The organism is Exiguobacterium sp. ZWU0009, assembly GCF_000798935.2.
GTDB lineage: Bacteria > Bacillota > Bacilli > Exiguobacteriales > Exiguobacteriaceae > Exiguobacterium_A > Exiguobacterium_A acetylicum.
Map to the genome: position 1 here is coordinate 270,137 of NZ_CP018057.1, position 17,169 is coordinate 287,305.

Consider the following 17,169-nt stretch of genomic DNA (forward strand, 5'->3'; position numbering starts at 1 on the left):
CGCTGTCCTAACAAAAATCTTGCAACAGCTTGGACGGGAGGGAGGAGAGGTCGAAGTCCTAAAAGGCGCGACTTCCTCCCTCGTTTTGCGAGTCGGTGAGGGAATTCTTCGCGTCCATACGAATCAAGACTGGTTGCGAGAAGAACCTGACCTCGTCTTACATGAAGTATTTGCGTTACAAGCAGCAGGTGATTTGGCACCAGATGTACTGGACTATCAAGCGGATGTCAGGGACGAAATACCGCCGTGGTTATATATGACCCGCTCGCCGGGAGAGATCCGAATCGATCAGGTGGATGAGCGATATGTCGAACGATTGGCACAGGTGCTTGCTGCGATCCATGCACTACCGATACCAGAATCGCGTTATGTCTATCAACCGTATACGACGGAACGTCACGTCCCGACGTGGACGCAGCATTCGGAGAGATGGCGTCAGCTACTGGCGATCGAACCGGTCGAAAGTCAACGTATTCGTTTCATTCATCGGGATTTTCATCCGGTCAATGTGTTATACGAAATAAATGAAACGTGCCATACGATTGATTGGGTGAATGCGTGTGTAGGACCCATTGAAGTCGACCTTGCGCATTGTCGTTTGAACCTTGCCTTGCTCGAATCTGTTGAGATAGCGGATCATTTTTTAAAAAGTTACTGCGAGCAGACGAAACATTCCTACGATCACGCGTGGGATATTCGGGCTGTTTTTGATTTTGGACCTGAAACGATTGACGTCTATCCGGGGTGGAAAGCATATGGAAGGCAAAACCTTAGTCAGGACAATGTTCGGGAACGCTTGGAAAAGTTTGTCTTGAAAGTCTATGAAAATAACGAAAGCGGTTACTAAATGAACTTTTCCTCTTGTAGTTCTTCGGAATATTGATTATTCTATTACTTGGAAAGAGATTAAACGTCAGACATCGTACGAATGTACAACTGATAAACAACTAATAGATAGAGGGGTACTTCATGAAATATCTTATCGCACTACTCGGACTGGCTATCGTTTTCGGCTTGGCACTCCTTGTCAGCAGTAACCGTAAAGGCATCAAATTGAAACCGCTTGCGGTCATGCTAGTTCTTCAGCTCGTACTTGGGTTCATTTTACTCAATACATCGTTCGGATATATCGTCATTCGTGGCGTCGCGAAAGTCTTTGAAAAACTGCTTAGTTATGCGGCGATCGGAATTGATTTCGTCTTCGGTGGTTTAGCGAACGAAGGCGCACAACCATTCTTCATCAATGTCTTGCTCCCAATCGTCTTCATCTCTGCTTTGATCGGGATTCTACAATTCACGAAGATTTTACCACTCTTAATGCGCGGTATCGGTTTCGTCCTATCAAAAGTCAACGGTATGGGACGTCTTGAGTCTTACAACGCGGTTGCTTCAGCTGCGATCGGACAATCAGAAGTATTCATCACAGTCAAAAAACAAATCGGTCAATTACCAGCAAACCGCCTCTACACATTGTGTGCGTCAGCGATGTCGACGGTTTCGATGTCAATCGTCGGTGCATACATGACGATGGTAGAACCGAAATATGTCGTTACAGCAATCGTCTTGAACTTGTTCGGTGGTTTCATGATCGTCTCGATCATCAACCCGTACACGGTTGATCCGGAAGAAGATATTCTTGAAATCGTCGAAGAAAAACAAACGTTCTTCGAGATGCTCGGCGAATACATCATGGATGGATTCAAAGTCGCAATCATCGTTGGTGCAATGTTGATCGGTTACAATGCCTTGATCGGAATGGTCAACGATATCTTCTTGATGGTTCTAAACATCTCGTTCCAAGAAATCCTCGGATACATCTTTGCACCGTTCGCTTTCATCATGGGTATTCCATGGGCGGAAGCTGTCAGTGCCGGTAGTGTCATGGCAACGAAGTTGATCACGAACGAATTCGTTGCGATGTTGAGTCTTCCAGAATACTCAAAAGAATTCTCGGAGCGTACACTCGGAATCGTGTCTGTCTTCTTGATCTCGTTTGCGAACTTCTCGTCAATCGGAATCATCGCTGGTGCGGTTAAAGGATTGAACGACCGCCAAGGAAGCGTTGCAGCTAGTTTTGGTCTGAAGTTACTCTACGGCGCAACACTCGTCAGTGTCTTGACGGCAATCGTCGTCAGCGTCTTGCTGTAATCGTTACACATATGAAAGAGCAATGGATCTGCTGATCCATTGCTCTTTTTGTTTTTCACTCAGTTGATCCATGCGAAGCAATCCCGACACGGACCCGATGATGTGTTCCGTCACGATAGACTTCGTAAGCGAACTGCGCGACGTTTTCTCGGGGAATCGGACCTGTTGGTGCAGTGAAGCGTGTCGTCTCGATCAAGAGGTCGTCAGCAGCAAGTGCGTTGTCTTCCGTCAGTTGTGTTGGACAGATGACGGTGAAGTCGACGTCTGCATCCTTTAACGTCAGATAAGCTTTCAAGTGATCCTCTGCTGCAATCGTCGAGCGGCGACGGGACTCACTCGATTGGAAACGATACTTCCCAGGTTCTTCTGACGCATCGAGAATGCCTGCTGTACCAACGAAGACAATTCGTTCGATGCCTGCTTCCTTCATCTTCGTGACGAGATGTGGAATCGCTGTCGAAAGGACCTGTTGTTGATCAGTTCCGAGACAACTGAAGACAGCGGTACTTCCTGCGAGTGCTTCTTCGAGATTGTCCGGGTTGGTCGCATCTCCTGTCAGGACGTGGAGTCGGTCATGGACCGGTAAGTCCGGTGACGTGGAACGCACAAGTGCTTGGACATCATAGCCGTCTTCTAATAACCGATCAATTAAAGGGCGACCCGTTCGACCGGTCGCACCAAGTACAGTAACAGTAGTCATAAGAATTCCTCCTTAGAGATCAAGTAGATGGGAAAAAGAGACGTGCGGTAACGACCGGACGTCTCTTGTTGTTTATTTATCAGCGAACATGACGCCAGCTTGACCGTAATCTGTTTTTTCCATCTCTTCGATGAAGACCGTGATGTTTTCTTTTGGAGCATTTGTCGTTTCCGACACCGCTTCCGTAACTTTTTCAATCAAAGCACGTTTTTGTTCGACTGTACGACCCGATAACATTTTAACCGTAACATATGGCATGACTTCATTTCCCCCTCTAGCTTGATGACGATACGCCATCAGTATAGCGCATTCGATAGGGGATTCGTCAATTCGAACATCGTTTTCGAAAAAGAAGGGTATAAGGTAGGAGCTATTCTTGTCGGAAGCGAAGGTAGTCATACACATACGACAGAAAAGGAGAGACATATGGACGCAATCATACGGAAGAAGATTCATACGTTGCTGATTTTTGATCGGGCGTTACCGGAGGATACGAATTATCCGTTGTCTGGTGCTAAAGGACTTGAAGTCGCAGATATCGTCTTTGAACAGAATATTCCATTCGGTCGACTCGTAACGGATAAAGAACTCGCTCAACTGCTGAATCAAAAAGAAGCAAAGCGATACGGGATGTTGACGTTGCTTGAAGACGATGTACGTTTCAAACCGTTGTTTCAAAATCGAAAACCGACAGCTGACATGGAAGAAGAGGTCGAGGCGAAAGTGCGAGAACTCGCGCATCAGTTACGTGCGATTCGGTCGCGGTGTTCTTCACTAGAACGTCTCTTCTTGTTCGGTCGTGCGGCGCAAACCCTGTTTGACCGCGCTTTGCTTCATCTCGAAGAGGTCAATCCTCCGGCGCATGAGGAGATTGCGTCCATGACGTGTTACCGTCTCCCGACGATTCGCCGAGCATCAGAAGAACAATTACAGTTACTTCGTTACGAGTGACTGGTTGCAGACACATCGGAATACGGTATGATAGAAGCAACAGGATTAAAAGGGGACAAAACACGATGGAAAAAAAGATTAACTTTAATATCATTTCAGATAACTCTACAGACGGTCACGGAGGATTTGGTGTCGGAACACTCAGCTTAAATAGTATGTCACCCGTCATCATTTCTCCGGAAGACGGCGAAGCTTACATCGATATGGGCGCGATGCACGCGAAAGCAGCCATCGAGAAACGCGTCAAGTTCACGACGGATAAAGCCGATACGCCAAACGGTAAACTGTACTGGATCGTTTGGGTGACAGTCGGTCGTAAACCTGAAGGCTTCTATTACGGCGGTGTCGCTGCCTGCGATCTGTTAGTCGATGCGGAAGCACGTCGCGGATTCAAGATTCTCGCTGATCATGTCAATAAAATGGATAAATCCCTTAAAGGACGAATTGTTGTCGATCACATGGATGAGCGTTCAAAAGAATTGTTACGTGATTTCTTACAGACACATAAACCTGAGATGTGGGAAAATGCTGACGCTGCTCTACATGAAGCGTTGGTCTAAACAAAAGAACGTGTGCCGCGGCACACGTTCTTTTTTCATGGTCGTTTCAGCGTTAAGACGACGAGTTCCGGATGATTGAACAGACGAAACGGAAACAGGCTGTTCCCGAGACCACGACTGACGATCAGTTCAGTCTGCTGTTCCTGATAGCGACCGGCCGTCACGGTTGGAAAGAATCCTTGACCGGGCGCATACAGACCTTCCGTAAACGGCAGACGAATCTGTCCACCGTGGGCGTGACCAGACAAAACGAGATCAATGGAACGCTCGGCATACAAAGATTTATATTCCGGACGATGCGCAAGCAAGAGCTGGAACGCATCAGGTGAGACGTCTTGCAATGCTTGATCGAGACTTTGACGAATGCCATCCGGTTCCGACAGACCTTCGCGCCATCGTGTCGTCGTCGGATCATCGATACCGAGTAACGAAATCGATTGACCTTGGTATTCGATGACGCGCGATTCATTCCGGAGAACGGTGACACCCAGTTGCTCAAGCTTCGGCAAAATCGTTAGATTGAGTCGCACCTCATGATTCCCGGTGACGAAGTAGACCGGATATCGATCAACGAGCGCTTTCATGAGTGTAAGGGCGGCCTCTTCACCGTTTCGCCTCGAGTCAATCAAATCACCTGTCATGACGACGAGATCCGGCTTTTCGCGATCAATCTTGTTCAGTAGTCGTTCTTGTTCATTCCCAAACGCTTTGCCATGTAAATCTGCGACCTGCACGACGCGATAGCCATCAAACGCTTCCGGTAAGCGATTCGACGTGACCGTCATCCGTGAGACATCAATGACGTTATTTTCACGATATAAAAACCAGCTTCCTAAGGCGAGGACACCAAGGGATACTAGCCAGCGTGTACGTTTTCGCATAAGCCACCTCATTTCTTCTACTCAGCATAATTCAGGATAACAAAAAAGACCTCCTTCCGTATGCGACGGAAGGAGGAAATCAATTCAATTTAAGCATCTTGTTTTAAATCTGTGACTTCTTTTTGCGCATCGGGTTCATCTGACAAGTCCTTGAACAAGGCGATGACCATCATTCCGACGACGAAGATGAACGGGAAGGCGGCTAGAACAGCGGCTGCTTGTAAGGCGCTTAATCCACCGGCATAAAGTAAGACGGCAGCGATCGAAGACTGGATGACACCCCAAGCAAGCTTGATGCGTAAGCTTGGCATCAGGCTACCGCCAGACGATAGCATACCGAGAACGTACGTCGCGGAGTCAGCCGAAGTGATGAAGAACGTCGTGATCAAGAAGACGGCAACGATACTGAGGAACGTACCTAAACCACCGAATGTCTCAAACAGAGCGAACATTCCAGTTTCGACCCCTTTATCGTTAACGGTCGAAATCAAATTGACGTTTTGGAACAATTCGTTCCAGATCGCTGACCCACCGAAGACCGAGAACCAAAGGAGACCAAAGATGGTTGGGACAAGCATGATGCCGATGACGAACTCACGAATCGTCCGTCCTTTTGAGACGCGGGCGATGAACGTACCGACGAATGGTGACCATGAAATCCACCAAGCCCAGTAGAAAATCGTCCAACCGTTGATCCACTCACGTTCATCTGGGTTAAAAGCAGAAGCCCGGAAGCTCATGACGGGTAAGTTCTGCAGGTAAGCACCTGTCGTTTGCACAAAGAGGTCCATAATGAAACTGAACGGTCCGAGGAAGAGGACACCGATCATCAACAGAACGGCAAGAACGATGTTGGCGTTACTGAGACGAACGATTCCTTTATCGAGACCTGACGCGGCACTGATCATGTAGAGAATCGAAACGACGACAATGATGATGATTTGAGTCGTGAATGTGTTTGGAATACTACTTGTCAGGAAGTTGAGCCCACCTGAGATTTGTTGTGCACCGAGACCGAGCGACGTCGCGACACCAAATGCTGTTGCGACGATAGCAAGTACTTCGACAGTACCTTTACCGGCAGAAGCGTACCGAGGCTTCATCAATGAAGCGACAGTGTCACCAATCGTAGCAGGACGTCCTTTTCGGAATGTCGAGTACGCGATAGCAAGCGCGACGATCGCGTATAAGGCCCAAGGGTGGAGTCCCCAATGGAAGAACGAATAGCGCATTGCGAGGCGTGCTGCTTCCGTCGGATCGTCTGTTGCGACTGGTGGCGTATGGAAGTGCGTCAATGGCTCTGAGACACCCCAGAAGACAAGCCCGATTCCCATACCAGCACTGAAAAGCATCGCAAACCAAGAAATGAGACCATATTCAGGACGGTCCGAATCCTTACCGAGTCGGATTGAACCGAAGCGGGAAAAGATTAAAAAGATAGCAATGATTAAAAAAGCACTCATGCCGAGTAGATAAAGCCAGCCAAATCCGTTAGAGACAAAGGATTGTGCTTTAGCTGTGACATTTCCGAGACTAGCTGCACCGATTAGGGATTCCGGTAAGATTCCCCATATGGTAAAGAGCACACAGAAAATGACGGATACCATAAAGACTTTTGTGATCTTACTTTTTCGATTATTTTCCATCGTGTTCCACACCTTCTTTCGAATTTTACATAGTTGTTTTGTATCAAATGATGGCAACGACATTATCATTACCCCGTCAATCCAATAACAAAACCTAATCACGCAGGGTACTACCGTAACAAACATTTGAGCGGAAAAGCAAATCGACCGGGAAATGAGAACAAAAAAACCAATGATTTACAAGGAAGGGAGAGCAAAAAAGGGCTCAATCATGCGTATCTATAATAATGTGGAAATAAAGAAAAAGAAAACGTTAATACTGTTATTTCCCGTTTCGTCTTAAAACTAACGTAAAGCTTGATATGAGCAAATCAGAGGCAGTCTGAAATCAGATTTGATATAACAAAAGCAGTCATCATTTTGAAGGAGGCATTTCCCATGGAAAAAGAACAACAAAAACAAGCGATTCTCGAAGCATTTCAATCTCGTCATGCCACAAAGGCATTTAACGGTCAAATGATCCCAGAAGAAGATTTTCGTTTCGTTTTAGAAACAGCGCGTCTGTCACCGAGCTCGTTCGGTTATGAGCCATGGAACATGCTCGTCATTCAAAATCCAGAAATTCGTGAAGCATTAAAAGAAGTCTCTTGGGGGGCGCAAGGACAATTGCCGACAGCGAGTCACTTTGTCTTATTCCTCGCCCGGACAGGGGAGCAAATGCAGGCAGATGGTCCACATGTCACGCAGATGATGGACTTCCTTGGTTTATCCGAAGAAGCGAAAGCCGGACGGACGAAGCGTTATGGTCTGTTTTTAAAAGAGGATTTCGCGATTGGTGATAACCCGAAAGCGATGGAAGACTGGGCAGCAAAACAAGCTTATATCGCACTCGGGAACATGATGTCGACGGCAGCACAAATCGGTGTGGATTCATGCCCGATCGAAGGATTCGACCAGCAAGCCGTCGAGCAATTACTCGTCGATCGTGGACTGCTCGATCGTTCTGTTTTCACGGTGCCGGTCATGGTCGCGTTCGGTTACCGAGCAGACGAACCAAAACGTGAAAAGCAACGTCGTCCGCTCGATGAAATCGTGACGTTCGTCGAGTAAAGACGAAAGACAAAAATTTTCGGATTATATAGAAGTTTCTTTCGAAATTCGGTATACTCGCATTTGTATGATTAAGAAGCGCCGTAAACGCCACTCGCATACGAACAACTTTTGTCTTGATGAAAGAAAGGGGTTCTATCGCAAATGGAACAAAAATTAAAGTTATGGTTCACGGAACACCAAACGGAAGATTACGGTATCACATTCCGTGTCAACCACGTTTATGAGAGCGAACAAACGGAGTTTCAACGCCTAGAGATGGTTGAAACGGACGAGTTCGGTACGATGTTGTTACTTGACGGAATGGTCATGACGACAGATAAGGACGAGTTCGTTTACCACGAGATGGTCGCGCACGTCCCATTGTTCACACACCCGAATCCAAAATCGGTTCTGGTCGTTGGTGGAGGAGACGGCGGAGTCATCCGTGAAGTCTTGAAACACCCGTCCGTCGAAAAAGCGGTTTTAGTTGAAATCGACGGAAAAGTCATCGAGTATTCGAAAAAATACCTCCCGAACATCGCAGGTGGATTGGACGATGCACGCGTCGAAGTCATCGTTGGGGATGGATTCATGCATATCGCAGAAGCAGAAAACGAGTATGATGTCATCATGGTCGACTCGACTGAACCAGTTGGTCCAGCGGTCAACTTGTTCACGAAAGGCTTCTACTCTGGTATTTCAAAAGCATTAAAAGAGGACGGCATTTTCGTCGCACAATCGGATAACCCATGGTTCACACCAGACTTGATCCGTGATGTTCAACGCGACGTCAAAGAAATCTTCCCGATCACGAAGCTCTACATCGCAAACGTTCCGACATACCCAAGTGGTCTTTGGACGTTCACGATCGGATCGAAGAAACATGATCCGCTTGCAGTTGCACCAGAGCGTTTCCACGAGATCGACACAAAGTATTACACGCCTGAGCTTCACACGGCAGCCTTCGCGCTTCCGAAGTTCGTTAAAGATTTGACGAACGGCTGAGCTCAGTCACTATAGCACACATGAACAGAGCGGTTTCGATCTTCGAAATCGCTCTGTTGTCAGGTAAACAGGCGTTTGCATCAGCAAACGGCAAATGAACAGGGGGAATGGATCATGCGTTTTGATGAAGCATATTCAGGAAAAGTCTTTATCGCGAGTCAACCGACTCACGAAGATGCAAAAGGAATTTTATACGGCATGCCGATGGACTGGACGGTCAGTTTCCGTCCCGGTTCACGATTCGGTCCGGCACGTATCCGTGAAGTCTCACTTGGTTTAGAAGAATATAGCCCGTACTTAGATGGTGACATCGCTGACGCAAAATTGTTTGACGCGGGAGATATCCCGTTACCATTCGGGAATGCACAAAAATCACTTGATATGATTGAAGAATACGTCGATTCGTTACTGACAGCAGGCAAGTTCCCGCTCGGTATGGGTGGCGAACATTTAGTCACGTGGCCAGTCGTCAAAGCGTTCGATAAACACTTCGATGATTTTGTCGTACTTCACTTTGATGCGCATACGGACTTACGAGACGAATATGAAGGAGAGCCATTGTCGCACTCGACGCCACTCAAGAAGATCGCCAACTTGATCGGACCAGAGAACTGCTATTCATTCGGAATTCGTTCAGGTATGAAAGAAGAGTTCGAATGGGCGAAGACATCAGGTTACAACCTCTTCAAATACGAGATCGTCGAGCCGCTTCGTCAAGTCCTTCCGACACTTGCCGGTAAAAAGGTCTACGTTACGATCGACATCGATGTTCTTGATCCGTCAGCAGCACCAGGGACAGGAACACAAGAAATCGGTGGGGTGACGACGAAGGAATTACTTGAGGTCGTTCATATGATTGCACGAGCAGACGTTGACGTCATCGGTGCGGATTTGGTAGAAGTATGCCCAGCATACGATCAATCTGACATGACAGCGATCGCTGCAGCGAAGGTATTACGTGAAATGATGATTGGATTCATTAAATGAATAGACAAAAAGAGACCAGACGTGATGTCGGTCTCTTTTGTTTTGTTCAGAGGAAGAACTGAATGACCCCGAACGCACCGAATCCGATGATTAGACTGGCAGACGTCCATTGAATGATACGTAAAGTGGGTGTCGCAAGCTGGTGCTTGAGCAGATGCGTGATGTTCGCTAGAATGACCCACCAAGCGGCAGAACCAAGAAAAATACCGATTAGAAACAAAAAGGCATCTTGTCCGTTCATCATTGTTAACTCAAAGCGTGCAAACAACGCCAGGAATAGCGTGATTGTCATCGGGTTCAAGAACGTCAGGAGTAAGACGGATAGATAGCTACTTAACCGTGACGAGGCTGTATCGGAAATCGAGGCGTTCGAAGAAGCTTGAAACATCGACCAGCCGATGTAACACAAAAACAGACTGCCGATCAGTTGCATCCAGTGTGCTTGAGTGATTAGGGATTGGACAAGCGAAAAACCGGACAATGCAATCAATCCATAAGTGAAGTCTACCGTTGCGGCTCCGAGTCCGGAAACGATGCCGGAAATTCGTCCATGTCGAAGCGTTCGTTGCATGCATAAAAGTCCGATTGGACCTACGGGAGCCGCTAACGCAAACCCGATTCCAAAACCAGTCGCAAACATCAGTCAACCTCGGGTAACGGAAAATGAAGCGATTCCTTTTCCGTCCGCATGATGATTGTTGTTTTTGTCCGCAGGATACCTGCTAATTCTTTGATGTGGTAGGTGATGATTTCATCAAGTTGTTCTGTATCACGACAACGGATTTTAAGTAGATAATCATCGTCCCCGGCGACGTGATGACATTCCAGTACGTACTCAAGTTCTTGAACCCGTTTTAGAAATGGCGCTCGGTGTTCCGGTCGCTCGAGTGAAACAGCGACGAACGCAGCAAGACGATAGTCAAAGGAGGAAGGGTCTAGCACCGTTGTTAATTGACGGATGATACCTTGCTCTTGTAAGCGTGCTACACGTTCTGCTACAGCCGGTGCCGATAAACCGATGTGCTGTGCAAGTGTCGACCATTTCATACGAGCATCGCTTCTTAAAAAATCAATAATTTTTAAATCGTAGGAATCCATAAATAAAAACCTTCCTTTCTATTGTTATTTAGAATATTTTATTTCGAAAAGAAAGGAGGTGTCAAAGTGTTTATAAAACAAGTTCATAGCACACTGAAATCTTTACACATATACGGAACTGTCTTAAGTTTAAGATGTCACCACGAAGGAAATGTTCTGAAGTGTAAGAACATTGGTTTGAGAGCGATGTACATTTGACAATCAGAAAGGTGGAAAAAAAATGAAGAAACTCTTATCGTTTGTGACTGCTACGTTACTGTTTGCACTATTCGTGTTACCAGTAGGCGCAGCTGATGACGCAATGGTTCGTGTCATTCATGCTTCACCAGATGCTCCAGCAGTTGATATTGCGGTCGATGGCAAAAAAGCAGTATCAGGAGCGAAATTCAAAGATGTCACAGATTACCTCACACTACCAGCTGGGGAACATAAAGTAGAAGTATTCGCTGCAGGAACAACAAAAGATCCTGTGCTCTCTCAAACACTCAACGTCGAAGCTGGTAAATTCTACTCTGTCGCAGCAATCGGCAAATTGGCTGATATCAAACTAGCGGTCATGGAAGACAACGGTAAAGGCGAAGACGGCAAATCAATGGTCCGTGTCGCACACTTTGCACCGGATGCACCAGCTGTTGATGTCGCACCAAAAGGTGGAGACCCACTCTTCAGTAACCTTGAATTCTCGAAAGTCTCTGACTACGGTACACTCGATGCAGGCACATATGACCTCGAGGTCCGTCCTGCAGGCGCAACGGATGTCGTCAAAGCACTGGATGGAGTCAAACTCGACAGTGGCAAAAACTATACAGCGCTCGCAATTGGCTTACTTGAAGGCGAACCAGCATTTGAAGTCCTCTTGATCCCAGATGGTGGTGAAATGGCATCAATGCCAGAAACAGGACTTGGTGGTTCATCTGATACGGCTTCTGCTACACCATGGGCAGTCGCAGCAGCTGCTGCCTTGTTAGTAGGAACAGCGTATGTCGTCCGTCGTAAACAAAACGCTTAAGAGTAGTCTTCTTCTCTTACTCGTATTAGCCGGATGTCAATCGGGATCACCTCCAGATGCTACAAAGCCGGAAAAACCAAAACAAACCGAAACAACGACGTCTTCTTCGTCCACTCCATCTGAAAAGGTGGACGAAGAGGCGTTCATACCAACGCGTATTACGATTCCGACGCTCGATGTGAAAGCGAACATCGAAGTCGTCGGGAAGGATAAACAAGGACGGATGGATGTTCCGAAACAGACCGATCAGGTCGCTTGGTACAAGTACGGAGCAAAAGCCGGACAAACTGGAAATGTCGTGTTAGCCGGACACTTGGACGATCAAGAAGGTCCCGCTGTTTTTTATGATTTAGCGAAGATGAAAAAAGGGCAACGGATTGAAGTGACGGGAAAAGCAGGACAACAGGTATCATACGTGGTGACGAACGTCATGTCCTATCCTGTCGATGAAGCACCGGTTGGATCAATCTTCGGTGCGACCGTCATGAATAAACTGACGCTTATTTCATGTATTGGTACGTTTTCAGAATCAAAAGGATACGATCAGCGTCTTGTCGTCACAGCAGAACAAGACGAGTAAAATAAAATAGGCAATTCTTATTTCGGTCAGAACCGAGAATAAGAATTGCCTATTTTTTAATGTGTTTCGGAAGCAGCGACAAGATCCGTCGTCAGTGTCGTCAAGCCTTGTGTCGTCTTACTGAGTCCTTGGATCGTCTCGACGATTTGTCCAAGGTTTTCCTTGTTACGTCCAAATAAGGTGAGGGAGTTTTCCATCTCGCTCTTAACGGTTTGAATTCCTTGTTTCACTTGTTGCAATTCTTGCTGCGATGCGGTGTTGGCGCGTGTGATGTCTTCCATCTGAGAAACGAGTTGTGTGATATTACCATTGTTCTTTTGAATCAGACCATTGATGCTACTACTTAATGACTTGGCATTTTCAGCAAGGTTTCGGACTTCGGTCGCGACGACAGCAAAACCTTTACCGTGTTCACCGGCACGTGCTGCTTCGATCGAAGCATTCAACGCGAGTAAGTTCGTCTGATTGGCGATCGCTTCGATGCTTTGTGTCATCTGGACGATGTCATCCGACGTCGTCTTTAATTCATGGATGCTTTCAAGCGAAGTACCGACTTGTTGTGTCGATTGCGCGAATTGTTGCTCCATCTGTTGCATCTGTCGTTCGTTGGCAATCGTCATTTGGACAAGCTGCTGACTCGTCTGCTCCGTTTGAGCCGTTTCTGCCAACACTTGTGAGGCACGGCGGCTCGTCTCGATGATGGCATGATCCGTGTGTTCGACGGAGCTTGCAACTTCTTGACTGACACGGACGACATCTGTCAAAAGTTGACGGCGCGACTCGTTCGCTGCTGTCACTTCATGAAGACGAGAATCGACGTACTGACTCGTGACGATTTGAGCATCTAAATTCATCGCATGTGTCAAGGCAAGCACAGCTGTCGTCAGTTGGGCTGGGTCATGTTGATAGTGTTCGACGATTTTTGGAATCAACAACGTCTGAAACGCTGCGTAAGAAGCGATGAACCACGTGACGGGAACGAAGTTATGTTTATGCGTCTGTCCCATCCGTGTTCGCATCGCAAGGAACGACTCATCCATATTTCCTGTTAACAAACTCGTAAAGTAGTCGGCGAAGACTTTCTTCAGTCGTTCGCGTGTCGATGATTGTTTCGCGATCGTTGCCATCTCGGGATTCAATAATAGATGGTCAAGCACTTGCTCGAGGACTTCATCTAAGATACCTTGAACGACAGGCGCCATTGATTTGAGTGTCTGTAGCTGTTCTTCTGTATAGCCCATGTATACGAGACGGGATGTGAGATCAGGATCTGCCGTCTTTGTAATGAGACGGGAATCAGGAAAGCCGATTGTAGCTTGATAAGCTGAAGTAGTCTTACTTTTAAAAGGGTTACGCACGTAGTTGCCTCCAATACTCAAGATGTGAATAAATTGATGTCTGTTTCTTATCGGTTCATCTTGACGAAGTGATACTGATTTTCGAAAAAAAGACGAGAATATTGAAAAACATTGACCGGAAACAAAAAAACTCATGGCAAATGCCATGAGGAGAATAAAAAATATGCAGGATTAGACCGGTTGATCTTCCTGAAATGCTTTTTTGGCGTCCACAATCGAGCGCATCCGTTGAACGCAAGCTTGGACAAACTGAATATCAATGGAGGTGAAACGGGTGACAGGTCCACGAGCTGACTCAGCACTGAATGTGAAGGTTCCGAGATTCCAAAGTTCGATTTTAAATCGTTTTCCTTTGTTGTCGTCGAAGTGTTCTACGAATTCGATTTTCGGTACCATACGAACCCCTCCTTACTCCGTACATTCCCGCTTTTCAAAAAATAAAAAAGCCAAACTGCGAGTTAGAAGCAGTTTGGCTTAAAAAAATTATGCAGTCGGCACATCATAGCCGATCTCTTCAATCGCATCGACGAGACGCTCACGTGAAACGTCCTCATGCTGTACGGTCACTTGGTTTTGTTCGAGTGAGACAGTTGCCTGTTGCACACCTTCGACTTCAGATAGAGCGGATTCAACACTCGCTTTACAGTGATTGCATGTCATACCGATAACAGATAATGTTGTTTCTTTCATGATGATGTTCCTCCTTCAGATAGTGGGGTACGTTTTAATCGTAACGCATTCGTCACGACAGAGACAGAGCTGAATGCCATGGCAGCGCCCGCAAGCCATGGGGCAAGCAGCCCGAGAAAAGCGACCGGAATGCCAATCGTGTTATAGCCAAGTGCGAAGACAAGATTTTGACGAATATTTTTCATCGTTTGCTCACTCAACTCGATCGCAAGTAAAACTTGTTTTAAGTCGTGTCCAAGCAATGTCACGTCGGCTGCTTCAAGGGCAACATCCGTGCCGCTACCGAGCGCGATGCCAACGTCCGCCGTTACAAGAGCAGGGGCATCATTGATACCGTCTCCGACCATCGCGACACGTTTCGTTTGTTGAAGTGATTGAATAACATCAGCCTTTTCAACAGGTAAGACGTCAGCAAAGACGAACGCTGGATCGAGTCCAAGCTCCTCTGCTAAATGCTCGGCGACTTCCCGACGATCACCGGTCAAGAGATACACTTCTTTTGTCTGGCGCAACCGCCGGATCGTTTCTTTCGCTGAATCTTTCAACGCGTCACGGATGGCGTATCCGGCAACGACTTTTCCGTCGACAGCAACATATACGAGTGTCGCTCCAAGTGATGTCCAGTCGGGAAGAGTAAGACCGCGTTCCTGCATCATTCGCGCCGATCCGACGATGAGATCATGTCCCATGATTTGTCCCGTGATCCCATGTCCTGATTCGACGTGGAATCGTTCGATATCAAAGACGACATCCCGTTCTGCTGTGATGGCGCGAGCAAGGGGATGTTCCGATTGCCGTTCAAGCGCAGCAGCGAAATCGAGCGCTGTCTCCGTACCGAACGTTTCGACGACGATGGGGCGACCGACTGTCAGTGTTCCGGTCTTATCAAAGACGACAGCATCGACATGTTGAAGATTCTCGAGTTGAGCACCGCCCTTGAAGAGAATACCTCGTTCCGCCCCTTTTCCGGTTCCAACCATGATCGAAGTTGGTGTCGCAAGCCCGAGCGCACATGGACAAGCGATGACGAGCACCGCGATGGCAGGACGAATCGCTTCCGCAAAGGAACCGGTGAACATCCACCAAGCGGCTAACGTCAGAAGCGCGATGGCAACGACGATCGGCACGAACACACCAGAAATCCGATCGGCTTGTCGTTGAATCGGTGCTTTTTCAGTCTGCGCTTGTTCGACGACACGAATGATTTGCGAGAGAACTGTCGCTTGTCCGATTTTTGTCGCTTCGACTTGTAAAGATCCGTTCGTATTCAGCGTACCACCAATGACGGATTCCCCAACCGTTTTATGAACAGGCGCGGATTCACCAGTCAACATCGATTCATCGAGATACGCGTCGCCAGCCCGAATGACACCATCTGTCGGAATTTTGTTCCCGGGTTTTACGAGTAAGATCATACCAGTTTGAATCGCGTCGATGGAGACAGTTCGTTCCTGTCCATCCTCTAAGACGACGGCTTCCTTCGCTTGAAGGGAGAGCAGGCTTTTGATTGCTCCTGTCGTCTGTTGTTTGGCACGGTCTTCGAGAACTTTACCGAGCAGGACGAGTGTAATCAGAATCGCGCTTGTCTCAAAGTAAAGGTGAGGCATATTAGAGACGAGTAGCATTTCAGCAACGGAATAAAAGTAGGCTGCCGATGTCCCGAGTGCAACGAGAACGTCCATATTGGCACTCCCACTCCGTAAACTTTTATAAGCCCCGCTGTAGAAGGGCGCTCCGATGATGAATTGTACTGGTGTTGCTAAAGCAAACTGTAGCCACGGATTCATCAAGAATGGAAGATGAAACGGACTGTTCGGAATATGCGTCAGCATGCTCGCAAGCAGCGGTAACGATAGAAGGGCCGCGATGATAAAGCGATACAGCATCCGGCGATTCGATTTTGTTGCGTGTGGTGCTTGTTTGACCGTTGCCCCGTAGCCGATTTTTCGGATTTTTTCGATGATCGCTTGATCGTCATAGGCATCAGAAATCGAGACACGAGCGGTTTCAAGCGGCAAGTTGACCGTTGCTTCAACCCCGTCCATCCGGTTGAGGACTTTTTCAATCCGGGCAGAGCAGGCGGCACACGTCATGCCTTCAATATCAAACTCAATCGTTTTTGACATCAGAAAACCCTCCTTACTTTTTCAATCGAGCGATGACCGCCATCAATTCTTCGACGTAAGCGTCCGTACTGTCTTGACGGGTGGCAACTTCATGCATGCACATCTTGACATGGCGTTCGATGATTTGTAGTTCGACTTGCCGCAAAGCTGCTTGGATTGATGCCGTTTGCGTCAAAATGTCAATACAATACCGATCTTCAGCGACCATGTTAGCAATCCCGCGGACTTGTCCTTCGATGCGCTTTAGTCGTTTCATCAACGCATCTTGTTCTTCGTTCGTTCGTGGAACGACGGGATGATCGTGTGTCATAGTCGTACCTCCTTTGGTGATCTTGTTGTCATCTTTACTGTAACATATAGGTATGGGGGGTACCAGTATTTAGCTTAAGAAATAAAAA

20 protein-coding genes are annotated in these 17,169 nt (G+C 47.3%); 9 read left to right on the plus strand and 11 right to left on the minus strand.

Annotated features, from left to right (window positions below; translation table 11 throughout):
- Positions 1–19 precede the first annotated feature (19 nt).
- Together L985_RS01540 and L985_RS01545 are read left to right on the plus strand one after the other, a co-directional pair.
- Entirely contained in the window at positions 20–847 is an 828-nt protein-coding gene (locus L985_RS01540) for a phosphotransferase family protein (RefSeq protein ID WP_235609851.1), read from the plus strand.
- A gap of 122 nt (positions 848–969) precedes the next feature.
- The gene (locus L985_RS01545; protein WP_023466789.1) at positions 970–2,148 is read left to right on the plus strand and encodes a NupC/NupG family nucleoside CNT transporter; all 1,179 of its coding nucleotides are present in this window, start codon (positions 970–972) and stop codon (positions 2,146–2,148) included.
- A 55-nt stretch (positions 2,149–2,203) separates the two neighbouring features.
- On the opposite strand, the gene L985_RS01550 is transcribed toward L985_RS01545, so the two are convergent.
- Positions 2,204–2,848: an NAD(P)-dependent oxidoreductase gene (locus tag L985_RS01550; protein WP_047391903.1), complete on the minus strand. Its 645-nt coding sequence runs from the start codon at positions 2,846–2,848 to the stop codon at positions 2,204–2,206.
- 72 nt (positions 2,849–2,920) lie between these two features.
- Entirely contained in the window at positions 2,921–3,106 is a 186-nt protein-coding gene (locus L985_RS01555; RefSeq protein WP_023466792.1) for a 2-hydroxymuconate tautomerase, read from the minus strand.
- A gap of 168 nt (positions 3,107–3,274) precedes the next feature.
- Here L985_RS01555 and L985_RS01560 point away from each other — a divergent pair, with 168 nt between their 5' ends.
- Entirely contained in the window at positions 3,275–3,799 is a 525-nt protein-coding gene (locus L985_RS01560; RefSeq protein ID WP_023466793.1) for a hypothetical protein, read from the plus strand.
- A 65-nt stretch (positions 3,800–3,864) separates the two neighbouring features.
- Positions 3,865–4,359, plus strand: a complete 495-nt coding sequence (locus L985_RS01565; RefSeq protein ID WP_023466794.1) for a YwhD family protein — start codon at positions 3,865–3,867, stop codon at positions 4,357–4,359.
- Between the two features lie 35 nt (positions 4,360–4,394).
- On the opposite strand, the gene L985_RS01570 is transcribed toward L985_RS01565, so the two are convergent.
- Together L985_RS01570 and L985_RS01575 are read right to left on the minus strand one after the other, a co-directional pair.
- Positions 4,395–5,240 (minus strand): metallophosphoesterase, encoded by an 846-nt coding sequence (locus L985_RS01570; RefSeq protein ID WP_047391884.1) that lies wholly within the window; start codon positions 5,238–5,240, stop codon positions 4,395–4,397.
- 89 nt (positions 5,241–5,329) lie between these two features.
- Entirely contained in the window at positions 5,330–6,886 is a 1,557-nt protein-coding gene (locus L985_RS01575; protein ID WP_047391880.1) for a BCCT family transporter, read from the minus strand.
- Positions 6,887–7,264: 378 nt separating this feature from the next.
- Between L985_RS01575 and L985_RS01580 the strand changes: the two genes are divergently transcribed.
- The 3 genes from L985_RS01580 (at position 7,265) to speB (ending at position 9,910) form a co-directional block, all read left to right on the plus strand.
- Positions 7,265–7,936 carry an NAD(P)H-dependent oxidoreductase gene (locus tag L985_RS01580; RefSeq protein ID WP_029343212.1) on the plus strand — a complete coding sequence of 224 codons (672 nt, stop codon included), beginning with the start codon at positions 7,265–7,267 and terminating at the stop codon, positions 7,934–7,936.
- A 144-nt stretch (positions 7,937–8,080) separates the two neighbouring features.
- A complete protein-coding gene (speE, locus tag L985_RS01585; RefSeq protein WP_023466799.1) occupies positions 8,081–8,923 on the plus strand; it encodes a polyamine aminopropyltransferase in 843 nt (280 codons plus the stop codon).
- A gap of 114 nt (positions 8,924–9,037) precedes the next feature.
- Positions 9,038–9,910: an agmatinase gene (gene speB / locus L985_RS01590; protein ID WP_047391872.1), complete on the plus strand. Its 873-nt coding sequence runs from the start codon at positions 9,038–9,040 to the stop codon at positions 9,908–9,910.
- 46 nt (positions 9,911–9,956) lie between these two features.
- Here the strand turns inward: speB and L985_RS01595 are convergent, their stop codons facing one another.
- Both L985_RS01595 and L985_RS01600 read right to left on the minus strand, forming a co-directional pair.
- Positions 9,957–10,550: a LysE family translocator gene (locus tag L985_RS01595; RefSeq protein ID WP_029343214.1), complete on the minus strand. Its 594-nt coding sequence runs from the start codon at positions 10,548–10,550 to the stop codon at positions 9,957–9,959.
- Positions 10,550–11,008 carry an Lrp/AsnC family transcriptional regulator gene (locus tag L985_RS01600; RefSeq protein WP_029343215.1) on the minus strand — a complete coding sequence of 153 codons (459 nt, stop codon included), beginning with the start codon at positions 11,006–11,008 and terminating at the stop codon, positions 10,550–10,552. Before L985_RS01600 ends, L985_RS01595 begins: the two co-directional genes overlap by 1 nt.
- 220 nt (positions 11,009–11,228) lie before the next feature.
- On the opposite strand from L985_RS01600, the gene L985_RS01605 reads away from it, so the two are divergent.
- Entirely contained in the window at positions 11,229–12,017 is a 789-nt protein-coding gene (locus L985_RS01605) for a DUF4397 domain-containing protein (RefSeq protein ID WP_023466804.1), read from the plus strand.
- Complete coding sequence (locus tag L985_RS01610) at positions 11,989–12,597, plus strand: class F sortase (protein ID WP_029343216.1); 609 nt, start codon at positions 11,989–11,991, stop codon at positions 12,595–12,597. Before L985_RS01605 ends, L985_RS01610 begins: the two co-directional genes overlap by 29 nt.
- A 56-nt stretch (positions 12,598–12,653) precedes the next feature.
- Here L985_RS01610 and L985_RS01615 read toward each other — a convergent pair whose 3' ends face one another.
- The 5 genes from L985_RS01615 to L985_RS01635 form a co-directional block, all read right to left on the minus strand.
- On the minus strand, positions 12,654–13,955 hold the full coding sequence (locus L985_RS01615; protein WP_029343217.1) for a globin-coupled sensor protein: 1,302 nt from the start codon (positions 13,953–13,955) through the stop codon (positions 12,654–12,656).
- A gap of 171 nt (positions 13,956–14,126) precedes the next feature.
- Positions 14,127–14,351: a hypothetical protein gene (locus L985_RS01620; RefSeq protein ID WP_023466807.1), complete on the minus strand. Its 225-nt coding sequence runs from the start codon at positions 14,349–14,351 to the stop codon at positions 14,127–14,129.
- An 87-nt stretch (positions 14,352–14,438) separates the two neighbouring features.
- Entirely contained in the window at positions 14,439–14,645 is a 207-nt protein-coding gene (locus L985_RS01625) for a copper ion binding protein (RefSeq protein ID WP_029343218.1), read from the minus strand.
- On the minus strand, positions 14,642–16,771 hold the full coding sequence (locus tag L985_RS01630; RefSeq protein ID WP_029343219.1) for a heavy metal translocating P-type ATPase: 2,130 nt from the start codon (positions 16,769–16,771) through the stop codon (positions 14,642–14,644). Before L985_RS01630 ends, L985_RS01625 begins: the two co-directional genes overlap by 4 nt.
- 13 nt (positions 16,772–16,784) lie before the next feature.
- Positions 16,785–17,081: a metal-sensitive transcriptional regulator gene (locus L985_RS01635; protein WP_029343220.1), complete on the minus strand. Its 297-nt coding sequence runs from the start codon at positions 17,079–17,081 to the stop codon at positions 16,785–16,787.
- Positions 17,082–17,169: the final 88 nt, after the last annotated feature.